We start from the raw sequence: 17,517 nt of genomic DNA, 5'->3' as shown, positions 1-17,517 counted from the left end.
CTGTGAGCAAAGTTTACCGCCCAGCTGAATGGATACACAACTATGCTGAGCGACAGATTCGGCATTACGTTGTTTACCGAAAAGTTTCATATTTTACACAATCGAAACGGGGAAATATGTTTCTTGAGAGGATAATTTCATGTATCCATTCAGGTGTATGGCTTAAGAAGCAATAGCCAGTAGGTTTTGAAAAGGATTTAACTTCTTTTGCCTCCAAGTCAAGTACAATGAAATTATCCTCTCAAGAAACATATTTCCCCGTTTCGATTGTGTAAAATATGAAACTTTTCGGTAAACAACGTAATGCCGAATCTGTCGCTCAGCATAGTTGTTTGTCAGTGGAATATTTTCTGGATCATCCAAAAATTTCCACATCATCAGATCCGATTTCATGATATTTTTTGCTACTCGAGACGCTCCAATTGCCTCAGGTAAATTTGATATATTCTTTAAGTAATATCTCGTTCGCTTGCGTAATTTTCTTGCTCTTCTTATGAACCTTAATGTGTCTATTTCATCCTTTAACAGAGCTTTTTTCAATGCAAATAATTCAGTAGCAACATTCCTTAAATAATACCCCAAAACTTTCACTTCGCTATTCCAACTATGAGACAACCTTTCAAAATCTCTTGCTAAATGTGCCCAACAGACCTGCCTTTTCTTGCTGGAAAAGTAGTTGTAAGCTGCATATCTGTCGGTCACTACTAGGTTGTTATTCTTTCCAAATTTACTATTTTCCAGGACTTTCATCCCTCTTGACTCTGTCAATTTGATCACACTTCCTATTTTGCTCGCAAACATCCAGCACCAGCCCTGTTTACCTTTGTTGTAATGGCTAGTTTCATCGATATGTAAAATTTTGCTCTTGCTTACCTCTTCCTCAATTTGCTCATATGCTTCTTGGCATTTTTCTGCCACTCTAGCCTCGCTATTTGATACACTACCGACGCTGATATCCAGGTTGAAAATGTCCTTTATAATATTTGCCACTTCTTTTTTCGAATTCTTGTAAAATCCACTTAATGCTGTAATTACTGACTTAACTCTTGGACCAAATGTGTCCGCAGTTACTCCTTCTTGTAGCTTGCTACTTTTTCTTTTTCCACATCTTTTGCAACGTCCATGCTCTAGTTAATATTCAACTACATACGGCTTGATTTCCGGCAAATCGACCTTTTGATGAGTATACGGATCTTTTGATACCGCAATTTCTCCTCCGCACTCACACGTATTGGGCAGTTCTATTTTTACCATCTCATCTGCCTCCATTTTAGGGCGGTAACTGCCTTTATGTCCAACCTGTGCTCCTACTTTCCTGTCACTTTTTGGCTTATTTTCCCTCATCTTATATAATTCTTTGGAGCTTGGTATAGATGAATTTTTTGAATTTAAGCCAAGCCTTTCTTTTAACTCAGCGTTTTCGATCCTTAGCGCTTTATTTTCTGCTTTAAGCTCTTCTATTTTTGTTTCTAACTTTTCTATAGTCTGCTTAAACTTTCGCAAAATTCTAAAAGATCAACCATATTACCTCACAGCCACTCTAGTCTACCTTTTTAGCATTCCTTGTCTACTCTTTATTTTACCGCCCGGCTGAATGGATACAATTTCATTGTACTTGACTTGGAGACAAAAGAAGTTAAATCCTTTTCAAAACCTACTGGCTATTGCTTCTTAAGCCATACACCTGAATGGATACTAGAGAAAAAGTGGCATAACCTAAGGCCTCTTCTTTTCAATATATCTGCATATAAGGATGGATAGCTCGTATAGGACTAGCATTGGTATTGCTAGCCCCACTTGGCTTAGAACATCAGGTGGAGTTAAAATCGCAGCAAGGATGAAAATTATTACTACGGCGATCCTGCGTTTGTTTGACAGGCTTTTTGTAGTTAGCAGTCCTACTCTTACCATAAGAGTCAGCATAACTGGAATTTGGAATGCAGTGCCAAATGCAAACATGAACTGTAGCACAAGGTCTAAATATTCACTGACTGACGGCATGAATTCTATCGGTATACCAAAAGATTTACCGCTATGTTCAAAAGTGATGAAAAATCTCCATGCCATAGGGAATATGTAGTAGTAGACTACAGTAGCTCCGGTTACAAATAAAACTGGAGTTGCAATTAAGTATGGTAGAAGCACTGCTTTTTCATTTTTGTATAATCCAGGGGCTAAAAACATATAAAATTGCCATGCAAACACTGGAAAAGAGAATAAAATTGCACTCATTATTGCAACTCTAAGATATACAAAAAACGCTTCTGTTAGACCTGTATAGATTAAAGAGAAGTCGTTGCTGCCTTTCGTGACTTCTATTAAAGGTGCTAGTAGAAAACGGTAAATATTTTCCTTAAAATAGTAACAAAAACTAAAGACAACAAAAAAGCATAGAACACATATTATAACCCTCTTTCTTAGTTCTGCAAAATGCTCATAAAAGCTAGCGTATTTCTCGTTCATGATAGCACTATATCAAGCATCCTTAGCGAAAAAGCCCACTCGTTATCATACCAAGCTGCAACTCTATATATATTGCCAGTGACATAAGTGCCTGATAAATCTACGATTGCACTATAAGGGTTATGCACAAAATCAATTGATACTAAGGGCTCTGTGCATATGGAAAGTACACTACTCACTGATTTTTTAAATACTTCATTTATTTCCTCAGCCGTTGCTTTTTTATCAGTCGTAAATTTAAAATCAACCATGGAAACATTGGCAACTGGAACACGAATTGCAGTGCCACTCAATTTTCCTTTTAATTCCTGAATAATAGAACCAATCGTTTTTGCCGCTCCAGTTGTGGTTGGCACCATGGAAAGCCCACAAGCCCTTGCTCGACACAAATCCTTATGATTACCGTCAAGAATATTTTGATCATTCGTGTAGGCATGTATGGTAGTCATAAAACCACTTTGAATGCCAAAATTTGAATGCAGAACCTTTACAATCGGAGCAAGGCAGTTTGTAGTGCAAGAACTTGCTGATATCACCTTATGCTCTTTTTTTAGCATCTCATCGTTTACACCATAAACTATAGTCACATCAGCATCTGGCACCGGGGCAGAAACAATGATTCTCTCTGCTTTGTGCCTAATCGCCCCTTCGCGCTTGTTAAATGCACCGGTACATTCAAGCACTACATCAACATTCCAGGGAATATTTTCAGGGCTTCGCTCTCTATATAAAGAGAATTTTTTTCCGTTTATGGAAATCCAATTTTCAGACTCACTGAAATCAATATCGCCATTAAATTTGCCATGAACAGAGTCATACTTTATCAGATGCGCATGCTGCTCAGCGCTGAGCGACCCATTCACCGCCACAACTTCTATTTGTTCGCGGTATTTTTCTACCTCAAAAATAGCTCGCAGCACACTTCTGCCGATTCTTCCTAGGCCATTAATTCCTACACGGATTGTCATCTCTTCTTACTTTAAAAGTTTAATTATAGAGGATGTTGCATGATATTTCACTTTATTTTCTATTTACGTATTTCTTTAAGTATTATACTATATAATTTAATTAATTAAATTATATAGGAGTTAATTATGAATAAAGAAGAGTTGAAAAATTTACAAAAAGAATTTGACGAAGCATTCAAGTTTGGAGGAGTAAATGGACAAGAAGCTAAAGACGCAATTGATCCAGAAATTAAAAAGGGTCTTGACAAAAGATTGGATGCATTGTTTGGTAAAAAGGAAGAAAAAAAGACGTCTGGTGAAGATGTTTCCGCTTCCAACCTAGTAGGTGTTACTACTGAACAGCACAGCCCACAAGAAGAGCAAAATAGAGAAATGTAATTCTCCCACCCCCAGCGTGCAATGCGCTGGCTTCTTTTTTCTTTGACTTGGAAATCATAATAAAATACATTATGTAAAATAATGTAGAGAGGGTTAATTATGAATGAAGAAAAAGTGGGGAAATTACAGAGTCAGCCAGTTTGTGTGGTCCGTAAAATACCCAAACTTAAAGAAGAAAGTGCAGTAGATATAGAAGAAGAAAAAGCACTTAAGATTATCAGTGAATTGGCAGGTCATGCTGGTGATTCCTTATTTGGTTTTTTAGATATCACAATTATATGCCACGAGCATGTTGTGAAGAATGATAATAATAGCAATCTAACAAGAAGCAAAAAATCAACATTAATAAAAATAGAAGAAGCTATTAAGGATGCCGGAGGAACATTACTCGAGTTAGAACAAGAAGAAGAATTAAAACCTAGTTTATTTAGAAGATTTTTTAATTTTTTTACGCAAGCAAGGGTAGTTACTTTCCTTCAGCTTGCACACACTTCTTATCTAATCAAGCCTGAAATTTTTTCGCAAAATGGAGCAATTGCATACATTTTTTATTTAATAAGGACTGAAATTTTTTGGCGAAATGAAGCAAGTGTAGCGGATTTAGAGCAAGGTAAAAAGGAATTAGCATCCGCGGGGTACGTGGCATGGGAGTACTTAAACGCTAAAGTAAATCGTGTTCTTACAAGCATAGAAAATGTTGATGTTGAACAATATAGCTTACCACAACAGTTACGCATTTTTCTTTAGTTCTTCCTATTGACTAAAAGATCATAGTAAATATATTATGTAAAGCAATATATAGAGGGTGAATTATGAACGAAAGAAAAGTAAAGAAGTTGCAGACTAAGCTGGTTGCAGCGCTTGCTGACATACCTGTAGCTCAAGATGAGGGTGCAATAAATAGAAAAGAGAAAAAAATACTTAAGATTATCAAGAGGCTAAGGGATCATATTAATGATCCAGTAGAACATTATAACTTTTTAATGTTAAACTATACAATCTTGCGTCAAGTAGTAGCTGATGTTTATAGTGGTAATAGTAATATCGAGAGAAGAAAAACATCAGCACTAAAAAAAATAAAAGAAGCTATGGAACGTGCTGGGGGAAAAGTTTCACAGGAGTTGAGCTCTGCCTCTTTGGAAGAAAGAACAGTGAGAAGAAGAACTATAACGGAAATGGTTAAGGACTGTCTTACTATTCTTAACATGCTTAGAGATCATCGTTATACGCGGATAGTAAAGATGGCCGGTTGGTTTTGGCTTTCATATTATTCTCATATCAATACATCTGAAACTGCAAGACCAAATGAAATGAGCTTAGTGGATTTTATCAAAATAATAATATTCGGAGATATATCTGTAATTTGTGGGCGAAGAATAATAAATCTACCTGGCATAACAAGAATAATTGTTGAATCTTTTACATCTTATCCTGGGTTTAATAATTCTCCAATGTCATTTATTTCTTCAACCATTTCTTCAACAGTAAGAAGAGTTTGGGGCAACTATACTGTTCCCACAACGAGATTAGAAAATCTTGCTGTTGAACAACATGACTTGCAACAAGAATTACGAGTTCTTTTTTAGTAGATAAGTATGGAATTTTAACCTAAAGCTTATTTTCCTTAATTGAAACTCCTTTATTAAAAGCCGAAATTTTGCTATTCTGAAGTTTTAATAATTTAAAATTAATGAATATAAACAAAAATGAATTTTTATTTCTCCCACTTGGAGGAGTTGGAAGAATTGGGATGAACATTAGCCTGTATCACTACCAAGGCAAGTGGATTATGATCGACCTTGGTATTGGCTTTGCAGACGAAACTATGCCGGGCGTTGAGTTGTTGGTTGCTGATATAAGTTTTATCGCTCAAAGAAGGCAAGATCTGTTGGGAATAATAATTACACATGCGCATGAAGATCACTGTGGTGCAATTCCACATCTGTGGGAAGAGCTACAATGCCCCATATATACAACAAAATTTACGGTTAATTTTGTTAAGGAAAAGCTAAAAGAATTTCGACTGGAAGGCAAAGTGCCTATAAAAGAGGTAGGTATAAATGGCAGCTTAAATTTAGATCCATTTACTATTGAATTTATAAACATTACTCACTCAATTCCAGAAACGAATTCAATATTAATTAGCACTGGTGTAGGTAGTGCTCTCCATACTGGCGATTGGAAATTTGATCCAAAACCTGTTGTGGGGTTAACTACTAATATGAATCGTTTAAAAGAAATTGGTGATAAGGGCGATTTACTTGCAGCGATCTGCGACTCAACAAACATATTAAGTAGACACAATCCTGAGTCAGAAGGTGATATATATAATAATCTTTATAATATAATAAAGCGGTCTAAAAAGTTAGTTGCTGTATCATTATTTGCTTCAAATGTTGCACGAATTGAAACAATAAGCCAAGCTGCAAAAGCATTAAATAGAAAAGTAGTTCTGCTTGGCAGATCTTTATGGAGAATTGTAAAAGTTGCGCGAGATAGCGGATACCTAACCGATTCTGTTGAATTTTGCGAAGCAAGAGACGTGGAAGGTTTGCCAAGAGATAGGCTTTTGCTCATCTGCACTGGCTGTCAAGGAGAACCAATGGCTGCAACTGCAAGACTTGCTAATAAAAGCCATCAGCTGTTCAAAATGCAGCAGGGCGATACTATGATTTTTTCATCAAAGATTATTCCTGGAAATGAAACTCGTGCACATGGTATGCTCAATTCCTTTATTAAAATGGGAGTTGAAGTTGTTACTGAAAAAACAGATCATGTGCATGCTTCTGGACATCCAACGAGGGCGGAGCTAAAGGAAATGTATGCTTTAACAAAACCGAAAATGTCCATTCCAGTTCACGGTGAATATATTCACACGCATGCACATGTAAAATTCGCTAAAGAGTGTGGAGTGACAAAGGCAATAATGATTGCGCCAGGTGATGCTATTAACTTGGAAAATGGGGAAAGAGTTGATTCAATTAACGTCGGTTACTTTGGTATTGATGGTGCGTTATTTAGGCATCCAGAAAGCAGCATAATAAAGATGCGTAAGAGAATGAGAGATGCCGGAGCTATCATGATAACAGCAATTGTAAATAATAAAAATAGACTGCTTGCTAAACCGAGAGTGTTTGCCCCTGGTGTTTTTGAGCCAGTAGAGGACGCGATTATTATACAAGAGATTATTAAAACAGTTGAATCAGCGTTTGGCTTACAACCGATAAAGAAAATTAGAAATAGGATTGAAAATTTAGTATTTAGTATTTTAAAGGAATATTTACTAAAAAGGCCTATAATAGAAATCCAAATAGAACAGGTATAGAATGAATGAAGCTTCTGACTCAACTGGTACTGCTTATTATATTTGTGCCTTATTTTACACAGGCTGCTTTATACGTTGACATAAAGAAAAACAGTGTTAGTAAGGTCAGTCTTGCTGTATCCAGGTGTGCGTGTAATACAGAGCTTGAAAGTGAGTTAAGTGACAGCATTACAAACGTAATTGAAACAAACTTGTCTAATTGTGGTTTATTGAATGTAAAACGTGCTGATTTTCAATCTCAAAAAAGCGATACGCTAGTCACAGTGAGTGTCAATGAAATATCAAGTAATACATTGGATCTATCATTGCGATTGCTTGATAACTTTACAAAAAGAGAATTACTTAACAAATCAATAATTTTTCCAAAAAAGGACTGGAGAAGAATTGCTCATCTTATTTCAGATGCCATACATGATAGATTGCTTGGTGAAAAAGGGCATTTTAGTACGAAAATTGCCTACATTGCTGAAGAAAAAGACAGCGACCACAAGTCAATACGTAAAATTGCTGTTATGAATCAAGATGGAAGTGATATAAAATATTTAACAAATGGAGATAAATTTGTATCAACGCCTAGATTTTCACCAGACGGAAAAAGCATAGTTTACATATCATATTTGGATGGCAAGAGTTACATAATATCAAAAAGTTTAAAATACAACACCGAGTCAATAATTAGCGTATTTGAAGGAGTGATTTCTGCTCCAAGGTTCTCTCCCGATGGTAAATCGCTTTTGATTTCTCACTCATCTGATGGCAAAACAAATATATTATCCTTGGACTTAAACAGCAAGCGCACGAAAAAAATTACCACAAACTCGGCTATTAGCACTTCTCCTTCTCTTTCTCCGGATCAAAAATATATGGTTTTTAGCTCTGATATGAGTGGAAACCAGCAACTGTACATTATTGATCTTACTAATAAAAAACTTAAAAGAATTAGCTTTGGAAAAGGAAGATATGCAACACCGGTTTGGTCGCCAAGAGGTGACCTTATAGCTTTTACAAAGATTCAATCAGGAAAATTTTATATAGGGGTAATGAAGCCAGATGGCAAAGAAGAACGCTTGCTTTCAGAAGGGCATAAAATTGAATCTCCAGCATGGTTACCAAATGGCAGAGAAATCATTTTTACCAAAACAGAATCATCCAATAATTCTAAACTATATTTAGTAGACCTAGCAAAGAAAAATCAAAAAATTGTACCCACTCCTACTAACGCGTATCTGCCAGATTGGTCTTTTTAATGAGACAAACCGTAGATAAGTCACTTTCTTTCAAACCACTTCTCAATTTCACTTAATTTCACTTCTACGTAAGTAGGACGTCCATGGTTGCACTGTCCTGAATATGGTGTTTTCTCCATTTGCCTCAGTAATGTGTTCATTTCCTCTAACTTCATTTGCCTACCAGCTCTAATTGAGCCGTGACAAGCAATGGTTGCCAATATTTTATTTACCTTGTCTTCTATAGGAAGCGTATCTTCTATTTCCGTTAATCTATAAGCTATATTGAGCAGCATCTCTTTTACATCGACTGTTCCTAAAATTGCAGGAATTTCTTTCACTATTGCTTCGTTTTCTGGCTTAACTTCAATATAAAAACCCATTTCAAATAACTTGTCCTTATAAGCTTCAATCATCTCCATTTCTGCCTGATCCTTAACTTTAACTACCTCGGGGATAAGCAGTGATTGTCTCTTTATATTTGATTTTTGTTTCAAGCATTCATACACCAATCTCTCATGTGCTGCATGCTGATCAACTATAATCAATTTGTCTTTAGCTTCAGCAATAATATAAGTATTATAAACCTGGCAGCGTACAACTCCCAGTGGGTGCTCTTCCACCAAATCGATCTGCTCTAACGCCTTTTTTTCTAGAACTACGGTTTGTTGATCAGGCAATGGAAATAGGGTAGGGGATTCTTCAAAAGAAGATGCTGGAGCCATGAATTCTCTAAAAGTAGTGTTATTCCAGCTCTTGACGCTAGAATTATGCTCATAGCTTGTAGATGTAGGTAAAGTATGCTGCATATTAGTGTCCGCTACTTGTATTGCATCCGAAGCGCCTATTCTAGTCGACAATGCTTTCATCAATCCTCTTGTCACTATTTCATATATAAACCTCTTATTTTGAAATCTTACTTCCGATTTATTTGGGTGCACATTTACGTCTACTTGATCATAGGGTATTTCAAGATGCAGTGCTGCAAAAGGATATCTGTTGCTTGGAGTAAAATCGTGATATGCATATCTAATTGCTCCAATAAGTAGATTATCTTTAACAGGTCTGTCGTTTACAAACGTGTAGATCATATTGGATTTGCCACAATTAATGGTCGGTTTACAGATATATCCGGTAAGTTTAATTCCATCTTCTTCTTCGCAAATTTCTAGCGAATTATCCTTGAATTTTTCTTCTATTTCACATAATCTGCTAAATAACGAACTCTGCTTTGTATATCTTACAAGATTCTTATTACCTGAAGTAAGAGTAAACCCAATATTGGGATTAATCATTGCCAAATTCTCTACAATATCAACTATATGTTGTGTTTCCGCTCTCTCAGTCTTGAGGAATTTTAACCTATTTGGAGTAGCAAAAAATAAATCCCGTACTTCAATTTGTGTACCTCTTGATAAAGAGCAAGGTGTGAGTTTCCCTATTTTTTCTCCACCTTCGTAATTAATGGACCATCCTTCATTTGTCTTGGATGATAACTTCATTCTACTTACTGCAGCAATTGATGGTAAAGCTTCTCCCCTGAAGCCAAGGTGCTTTACCTCTATCAATTCACTATCGCTAAGTTTCGAAGTTGCATGGTGCATAAATGCAAGCTCTATATCCTCCTTCTCTATTCCACTACCATCATCTGTTATAGTAATAAGGTTACGTCCACCACTTTCTATTTTTATCTCTATTTCTGTACTTTTTGCATCAATGGCGTTTTCTACTAATTCCTTCACTACACTAGCTGGACGCTCTATTACTTCTCCTGCTGCTATACGGTTTATGGTTTTTGTATCTAGTAGAATGATTGTCATAAGCGTTCAACCGACTTCTATAAAGGTATAGCTTCAATTATAAATTTTGCCACAAAAATATTGAACACTGCCTATAAACTATTTATAATAAGCACATAGGAAGTTTTTCTTCCTTGATTTTTTGTATTTAGCCATTGGAATGTTGGCTACATGCACACTTTTAAACTCCTTCTTGTAAGCCTATGTAAAATAATATATAATTTATTTATTTAGTGCGTTAAATATTATGGCTATTTCTAAGTTTTTAGATCCTAAGAATGATGTCGCATTTCGGCGTATTTTTGGTACTGAAAAAAACAAAGATATTTTAATTCATTTCTTAAATGATATTCTGGGATTTACTGATGTCAATGGAATAAAAGAGATTGAGTTTTTAAGTACCATTCAAGATCCTGATATTGCTGCAAAAAAACAAAGTATTGTTGATGTATTATGCAGGGATTCTTCAGGTATTCAATATATTTGCGAGATGCAGGTTGCTAAGACTAAAGGTTTTGAAAAACGTGCTCAATATTACGCAGCTAAGGCTTATACAAGACAAGCTGATAAAGATGATCAATATCATAATCTTAAAGAAATTATCTTCATTGCTATCGCTGACTGTGTTCTGTTTCCCAATAAAGAGGAATATAAGTCTGATCATATAATTCTTGATCGAAATAGCTATGAACACAATTTAAAAGACTTTTATTTTACGTTTATCGAGCTACCTAAATTTCCTAAGACAAAAGAAGATCAGCTTGAGAATATTGTTGAAAAATGGATTTATTATTTTAAATACGCAGATGAAACCAGTGAAGAAGGATTAGAAAAGATAATAGGTAGTGATCTAATAATCAAGAAAGCATATGAGGAACTGAATAGGTTTAACTGGTCAGAAAAGGAATACATAGAATATGAGCAAGAAGTAAAGCGTACACTTGATGAGCAAGCCATTCTCGAGCAAAAACTTGATGATACTACTGAAAAAGGTAAAAAAGAAGGCAGAGAGGAAGGAAGAAAAGAAGGTAGAGAAGAAGGCATCCAAATCGGCGAGGAACGGGTCAGGGAAGAGGGCAGAAAAGCAGAGAGAATTGAAGTGGCAAAAAATTCACTTAAGTCTGGTATATCTGTTGATATTGTAGCCAAAATAACCGGCCTATCTGTAGATGAAGTAAGGCAACTAGAGGAAGAGAAAATAATATAGTTATTTCCTACTTGTTAAGATTGTAAATTTTAAAAGTCCCGTTAGTAAAAAATTTATGTTTACATGGGTATATTCGTTGATATGCTGAAATTAGTATATCAAGTGTGAGGTAAGTATATGCCAAGTTCAATTAAAGATTTATCAACTATAGTAAAAGCTCCAATTTCAACGACATCTGTTGTTGAAGGGGTAGATGAGTTAAAAGAAAATAATGTAAAGGAAGCCGATGGCTGGTCTGATAATGAGAAATCTGTAGATCAGGAACAGGATTGGCCAGTTAGTAGCATAAAGCAAGAAGATTATGGGCAAAATGAGTCCACAGAAAATGAATGGTGGGAAAAGCAAGTAAACACGTGGCTAGCTGAGGAGTTGACGTTAACAGAGAGTCAAAAAAAGCTAAATAGTGAGCTTTTGCGCTCATTAAGACGCTTGGGTTTTGACTTAATGGTACACAAGTATGATTATAATGTAGCTCCAGTCCTTGAAAAATTCTTAGAAAAGCATAAAGACAACAAAGACTTAAAGGTTGTCCTTAATTTGCAAAGAGGAGAGTTGAAAACAACAATACTTCATAAAGTTGCTCAGTTTAACATTCATGCAGCAGAATCGCTTTTGGGTGCAGGAGCTGATCCTAATGTACAAGACAACAAGCAAAAAACTCCGCTGCACTACGTAGCCGAAGGTAGCCACATTAGCGTTGTTAGACTTTTCTTGAAGGAAGAAGGTGTTGATATCAATGCAGTAGATAATCAAGGAAAAACTCCATTTCACTATGCTGCCCATAAAGGTTATGAAAATGTTGCAAAGGAATTTCTGGAAAAAGGAGCAGATGTAACAACACAAGATAAAAATGGTTACACAGCATTACATCATGCAATTATGGGAAGGGTAAGTGATCCTAAGATCCTGGAGATGCTTGTTTCTTACCATGTGAGAAGTGGTGAAGAAGCCTATTGGGAAAAGGCTGAAAGGAGTGATTGGGGGGATAGCTTAAGTAAGGATGAAGAAGACATATTTAACATGCGTAAGGAAAAAACTAAGGAACTACTTACCAACACAGTAGATAAAAAAGGCAACACATTGCTGCACTTTGCTGCTCAACATAGACGTAAAGAAATAATAGAATTTCTTGCAGAAAATGGAGTAGACGTTAATGCAAAAAATGGGAAGGGTATCACACCAGTTCAAGTAGCTGCCAAGTATGAAAATGAGGATTTCATAGACTTTTTGATCGAAAGTAAAAACACTCAGTGTATAAAATCAGAAACCAAGGGTTGGACACCTTTAAATATTGCAATAAAAGCAGCTTGCAATAAACGTTCAGAATTAGAAAAAAACTATTCAGAGGAGGAAAACTTAAAGTTGGAAAGCTTAGGATGGGAAAAAACCTGTTTAGAGAAGGAGTTAGATAGGGAATTAGAGGGGTCATATAGGGTTATAGAGAAGCTAGTACCATTTTCTGATATTGAAGCTTTTAGGCCAAAGGGAATAATAAATAAAATAGTAAAGAAAGTATGGTATAGCGGTGAACATTCTCTGGTAAAAGCGGCAAATGAGGATAAGAAAATTCAAAGCATATTAGACAATGCTTTTAAAGACGAAAAATTGCAAAAAACGTCAGTAGTTCTGCCACGTAGTGGTAGTTTTTATAACAAAGTAGGTCTTAACACGGAGCTTAAGAAGTTAGAGAGAAGTATTACAACAAAAGATATTGGCATAACACGCCGCAACTTAGAAAAATTACGTGAATTTTCAGATAAGGTAAAAGAAGCGAAAAATGTAATTGAGTTGAGCCAAATTGTTGATAAAGCATTGCTATCTGGAATAAGGCTAAAGTTTTATCGGGATAACTTTATAGATCACGTAACAGCTAAAATAGAGCAGTTAAATGGAGTTGCACAAGATCCTAAGATAGTTAGAACATAGTTTGTCAATTGGCAGCAAAAGGAGCGGTAATTAAAGAAAAAATAGATGAAGAATTAGAGGATTTATTTGAAGATCATAAAGCCAATATGGAAAAAGCCTGCTGTGAATATGAAAAGCATATAAGTGACTTTCGCACAGTTGCAGCAAATGCATCAAGTAATGGCAAAGTAAATCATGTAGAGATAGATAATACAGTTTTTTACCTGGAATATCCGGACGATAGCACAGTAAACGTTGCAAAGGCTGTTGAAGGGGCAAGAAATTTAGGATTGCAAACGGGAGATATAAAGTGTGGCGGGTATCCATTCAGGTGTATGGCTTAAGAAGCAATAGCCAGTAGGTTTTGAAAAGGATTTAACTTCTTTTGCCTCCAAGTCAAGTACAATGAAATTATCCTCTCAAGAAACATATTTCCCCGTTTCGATTGTGTAAAATATGAAACTTTTCGGTAAACAACGTAATGCCGAATCTGTCGCTCAGCATAGTTGTTTGTCAGTGGAATATTTTCTGGATCGTCCAAAAATTTCCACATCATCAGATCCGATTTCATGATATTTTTTGCTACTCGAGACGCTCCAATTGCCTCGGGTAAATTTGATATATTCTTTAAGTAATATCTTGTTCGCTTGCGTAATTTTCTTGCTCTTCTTATGAACCTTAATGTGTCTATTTCATCCTTTAACAGAGCTTTTTTCAATGCAAATAATTCAGTAGCAACATTCCTTAAATAATACCCCAAAACTTTCACTTCGCTATTCCAACTATGAGACAACCTTTCAAAATCTCTTGCTAAATGTGCCCAACAGACCTGCCTTTTCTTGCTGGAAAAGTAGTTGTAAGCTGCATATCTGTCGGTCACTACTAGGTTGTTATTCTTTCCAAATTTACTATTTTCCAGGACTTTCATCCCTCTTGACTCTGTCAATTTGATCACACTTCCTATTTTGCTCGCAAACATCCAGCACCAGCCCTGTTTACCTTTGTTGTAATGGCTAGTTTCATCGATATGTAAAATTTTGCTCTTGCTTACCTCTTCCTCAATTTGCTCATATGCTTCTTGGCATTTTTCTGCCACTCTAGCCTCGCTATTTGATACACTACCGACGCTGATATCCAGGTTGAAAATGTCCTTTATAATATTTGCCACTTCTTTTTTCGAATTCTTGTAAAATCCACTTAATGCTGTAATTACTGACTTAACTCTTGGACCAAATGTGTCCGCAGTTACTCCTTCTTGTAGCTTGCTACTTTTTCTTTTTCCACATCTTTTGCAACGTCCATGCTCTAGTTGATATTCAACTACATACGGCTTGATTTCCGGCAAATCGACCTTTTGATGAGTATACGGATCTTTTGATACCGCAATTTCTCCTCCGCACTCACACGTATTGGGCAGTTCTATTTTTACCATCTCATCTGCCTCCATTTTAGGGCGGTAACTGCCTTTATGTCCAACCTGTGCTCCTACTTTCCTGTCACTTTTTGGCTTATTTTCCCTCATCTTATATAATTCTTTGGAGCTTGGTATAGATGAATTTTTTGAATTTAAGCCAAGCCTTTCTTTTAACTCAGCGTTTTCGATCCTTAGCGCTTTATTTTCTGCTTTAAGCTCTTCTATTTTTGTTTCTAACTTTTCTATAGTCTGCTTAAACTTTCGCAAAATTCTAAAAGATCAACCATATTACCTCACAGCCACTCTAGTTTACCTTTTTAGCATTCCTTGTCTACTCTTTATTTTACCGCCCGGCTGAATGGATACCACAGCAACTTTTATTGGCACAGGCCAATCAGTGAGTAATATAGGCAAAGTAAATATTGCAGCACAAAACCCAATGGTAATACCCATTATAAGCCATCTTTTAAGTGTATTCTTATCATTTTTTTGAAGAATCTTCAACACCATTTCGTTATTCTTTTGGTGATCACGCCAACCTAAAGGTGTGTAGATATCCTGTGTACTATTATCAGCACTCTTTTCTGTCAGGAGCTCCTCTGCCTCTTTGTGGCCGTTTTCAGCAGCCAAATGTAAAGGAGTCCCTTCATTATTACTTTTTGCATCAACGTTAGTTTCTGCATCTTGAAGAAGATGCACTGTCTCTGTGCAACCATTTTGAACGGCAAAATACAAAGGAGTCATTCCGCAATCATCTTTTGCTTTAACATCAGCTCCTTTTTTAATTAGAAGCCTCACTACATCTTTGTGACCATTTTGAGCAGCAAGGTGTAAAGGAGTCCATCCATAATGACTTTTTGCATCAATGTCAATTTTCTCTAAGAGAAACTCCACTACCTCTGTGTAACCTTTTTCAGCAGCAAAATGTAAAGTAGTGCATCCATCTTGATCTGTAAGATTAACATCAGCTCTTTTTTCTATGAGAAACTTCACTGTCTCTATATGACCCTCTCCAGCAGCCCAATGTAAAGGAGTTCTTCCTTTACCATCTTGTGCATTAATCTTATTTTTAGCTCCATTTTGTATGAGAGACTTCACTGTCTCTATGTGACCCTTTTGAGCAGCCACATGTAAAGCAGTGTATCCATCTGTATACGTAAGATTAACATCAGCTTTATTTTTTATGAGATACTTCACTACATCTTTGTGACCATTAAGAGCAGCCGAATGTAAAGGAGTCCTTCCGTTATTACTTTGTGCATTAATCTTATCTTTGGCTCCATTTTGTATGAGATACTTCACTACATCTTTGTGGCCATTTTCAGCAGCCACATGTAAAGCAGTGCGTCCATCTGTATCTGTAAGGTTAACATCAGCTCCTGCACTTTGGAGAAGATTAACTATCTTTGTGTAGCCATTAAGAGCAGCCAAATGTAAAGCAGTGAATCCATTATTATTTTTTGCATTCACATCAGCAACATTAGCTTTCTTTTTTAATAGAAGCTCTACTATATCTGCATTATTTCTTTTAACTGCTTTGTGTAAAAGGTAAGTAAATGAACCATCTTTATTGGGATCAGCTCCTTTTTCTATGAGAAGCTCTACCATCTTTTCACGATTCATTTCAACTGCTTTGTGTAAAGGAAAAAAAGAAATACCATGAAAATTACCTTTATTGGGATCAGCTCCGTTTTCTAAGATAAGTTCCACATTACTTATATCGTTATTTTTAACTGCGTCGTAAGACACAAAACTACCTTTATTGGGATCAGCTCCGTTGTTTAAGAGAAACTCCGCCATATATAGAGTGTTATTTTTAACTGCGTCGTATAAAGGGGAAGCAAGCGGATTATGTTTATTATTGATATCAGCTTCGTTTTCTAATAGAATCTTCACTGCTTCTTCGTAACCATTTTTAGCCGCCAGATGTAAAGGAGTATATTTATAATTTTCTGTTATGAAAAGCTGCACTTTCCCTCCGTAACTATTAGGAGTATATTTATCATCACTTTTTACATCAACCTTAGCTCCTTCTTCTATGAGAAACTTCACTGTTTCTGTGAAACGACCATAGCGAGCAACACAATGTAAAGGAGTCATTCCGTTATTGCTTTTTGCATTAACCTCAGCTCCTTTTTTTATTAGAAGCCTCACTACATCTATGCGACCATTTTCAGCAGCACAGTGTAAAGGAGTCCATCCATTATTGCTTTTTGTACCAATGTCAATTTTCTTTAAGAGAAATTCCACTATCTCTGTATAACCACGATAAGCAGCCCAATGTAAAGCGGTCCATCCATATTCATCTGTTGCTTTAACATCAGCTACATTTTTTGTGAGAGATTCTACTACATCTTTGTGACCATAATAAGCAGCCCAATGCAAAGGAGTCCATCCTTTATTGTCTGGAAGATCAACTTTATTAGCTTCTTTACCAATAAGAAACTCCACTGTCTCTTCGTGACCATTTGCAGCAGCATAATGTAAAGGAATCATTCCAGCAGTACTACTTTTTGCGCCAACGTTAGCGTCATTTCCTAATAGAAGCTCCACTATATCTTTGTGGCCATTGTGAGCAGCCCAATGTAGAGGAGTCATTTCAGCAGTACTACTTTTTGCGTCAACGTTAGCTTTCTTTATTAATAGAAGCTCCACTACCTTTGTGTGACCATTTTCAGCAGCCAAATGTAAAGCGGTCCATCCATATTCATCTGTTGCATTAACGTCAGCTTCTTCTTCCTCTATTAATCTCTTAACTTCATCTAGATCTCCCTTTTCAGCAGCTATAATCAGAGGAGGTTTATTATTATCTGTCATGATTTCCTTTATTGA

General features: G+C 36.1%; 14 protein-coding genes and 2 pseudogenes. 10 read left to right on the top strand and 6 right to left on the bottom strand.

Annotated features, from left to right (window positions below; genetic code table 11):
- Nucleotides 1–2 precede the first annotated feature (2 nt).
- The gene (locus HF197_RS02865) at nt 3–176 is read left to right on the top strand and encodes a hypothetical protein (RefSeq protein ID WP_168464199.1); all 174 of its coding nucleotides are present in this window, start codon (nt 3–5) and stop codon (nt 174–176) included.
- Here the strand turns inward: HF197_RS02865 and tnpC (HF197_RS02860) are convergent.
- Nucleotides 163–1,523 (bottom strand): annotated as a pseudogene (tnpC, locus tag HF197_RS02860) (IS66 family transposase). The gene HF197_RS02865 and the pseudogene tnpC (HF197_RS02860) sit on opposite strands and share 14 nt — an antisense overlap.
- Nucleotides 1,524–1,563: 40 nt before the next feature.
- On the opposite strand from tnpC (HF197_RS02860), the gene HF197_RS02855 reads away from it, so the two are divergent.
- Complete coding sequence (locus HF197_RS02855; protein WP_168464198.1) at nt 1,564–1,761, top strand: hypothetical protein; 198 nt, start codon at nt 1,564–1,566, stop codon at nt 1,759–1,761.
- On the opposite strand, the gene tatC is transcribed toward HF197_RS02855, so the two are convergent.
- A complete protein-coding gene (gene tatC / locus HF197_RS02850) occupies nt 1,717–2,463 on the bottom strand; it encodes a twin-arginine translocase subunit TatC (protein ID WP_168464197.1) in 747 nt (248 codons plus the stop codon). The two genes, HF197_RS02855 and tatC, sit on opposite strands and share 45 nt — an antisense overlap.
- Nucleotides 2,460–3,431, bottom strand: a complete 972-nt coding sequence (gene gap / locus HF197_RS02845) for a type I glyceraldehyde-3-phosphate dehydrogenase (RefSeq protein WP_168464196.1) — start codon at nt 3,429–3,431, stop codon at nt 2,460–2,462. Before gap ends, tatC begins: the two co-directional genes overlap by 4 nt.
- 126 nt (nt 3,432–3,557) lie before the next feature.
- Here gap and HF197_RS02840 point away from each other — a divergent pair, with 126 nt between their 5' ends.
- The 5 genes from HF197_RS02840 (at nt 3,558) to HF197_RS02820 (ending at nt 8,381) form a co-directional block, all read left to right on the top strand.
- Nucleotides 3,558–3,809: a hypothetical protein gene (locus HF197_RS02840; protein ID WP_168464195.1), complete on the top strand. Its 252-nt coding sequence runs from the start codon at nt 3,558–3,560 to the stop codon at nt 3,807–3,809.
- A 99-nt stretch (nt 3,810–3,908) separates the two neighbouring features.
- Nucleotides 3,909–4,556: a hypothetical protein gene (locus tag HF197_RS02835; protein ID WP_168464194.1), complete on the top strand. Its 648-nt coding sequence runs from the start codon at nt 3,909–3,911 to the stop codon at nt 4,554–4,556.
- A gap of 65 nt (nt 4,557–4,621) precedes the next feature.
- Nucleotides 4,622–5,395 carry a hypothetical protein gene (locus HF197_RS02830; protein ID WP_168464193.1) on the top strand — a complete coding sequence of 258 codons (774 nt, stop codon included), beginning with the start codon at nt 4,622–4,624 and terminating at the stop codon, nt 5,393–5,395.
- Nucleotides 5,396–5,499: 104 nt separating this feature from the next.
- Nucleotides 5,500–7,134, top strand: coding sequence for a ribonuclease J (locus tag HF197_RS02825; RefSeq protein ID WP_168464192.1), 1,635 nt, complete (start codon nt 5,500–5,502; stop codon nt 7,132–7,134).
- Between the two features lie 5 nt (nt 7,135–7,139).
- The gene (locus HF197_RS02820) at nt 7,140–8,381 is read left to right on the top strand and encodes a Tol-Pal system protein TolB (RefSeq protein WP_168464191.1); all 1,242 of its coding nucleotides are present in this window, start codon (nt 7,140–7,142) and stop codon (nt 8,379–8,381) included.
- 20 nt (nt 8,382–8,401) lie between these two features.
- Here HF197_RS02820 and mutL read toward each other — a convergent pair whose 3' ends face one another.
- Nucleotides 8,402–10,180 (bottom strand): DNA mismatch repair endonuclease MutL, encoded by a 1,779-nt coding sequence (gene mutL / locus HF197_RS02815; RefSeq protein ID WP_168464190.1) that lies wholly within the window; start codon nt 10,178–10,180, stop codon nt 8,402–8,404.
- Between the two features lie 226 nt (nt 10,181–10,406).
- Between mutL and HF197_RS02810 the strand changes: the two genes are divergently transcribed.
- The 3 genes from HF197_RS02810 to HF197_RS02800 all read left to right on the top strand — a co-directional run bounded on the left by HF197_RS02810 (nt 10,407) and on the right by HF197_RS02800 (nt 13,615).
- Entirely contained in the window at nt 10,407–11,366 is a 960-nt protein-coding gene (locus HF197_RS02810; protein WP_168464189.1) for an Rpn family recombination-promoting nuclease/putative transposase, read from the top strand.
- A 117-nt stretch (nt 11,367–11,483) separates the two neighbouring features.
- Nucleotides 11,484–13,292, top strand: coding sequence for an ankyrin repeat domain-containing protein (locus HF197_RS02805; RefSeq protein WP_168464188.1), 1,809 nt, complete (start codon nt 11,484–11,486; stop codon nt 13,290–13,292).
- Between the two features lie 8 nt (nt 13,293–13,300).
- Nucleotides 13,301–13,615 (top strand): hypothetical protein, encoded by a 315-nt coding sequence (locus tag HF197_RS02800; protein WP_168464187.1) that lies wholly within the window; start codon nt 13,301–13,303, stop codon nt 13,613–13,615.
- Here the strand turns inward: HF197_RS02800 and tnpC (HF197_RS02795) are convergent.
- Nucleotides 13,612–14,972: pseudogene (gene tnpC, locus HF197_RS02795) on the bottom strand (IS66 family transposase). The gene HF197_RS02800 and the pseudogene tnpC (HF197_RS02795) sit on opposite strands and share 4 nt — an antisense overlap.
- Nucleotides 14,973–14,994: 22 nt before the next feature.
- Entirely contained in the window at nt 14,995–17,502 is a 2,508-nt protein-coding gene (locus HF197_RS02790; protein WP_168464186.1) for an ankyrin repeat domain-containing protein, read from the bottom strand.
- Nucleotides 17,503–17,517 lie beyond the last annotated feature (15 nt).

It is taken from the genome of Wolbachia endosymbiont of Ctenocephalides felis wCfeT (assembly GCF_012277295.1).
Classification (GTDB): Bacteria; Pseudomonadota; Alphaproteobacteria; order Rickettsiales; family Anaplasmataceae; genus Wolbachia.
This window is presented reverse-complemented; position numbering and strand designations above follow the sequence as displayed.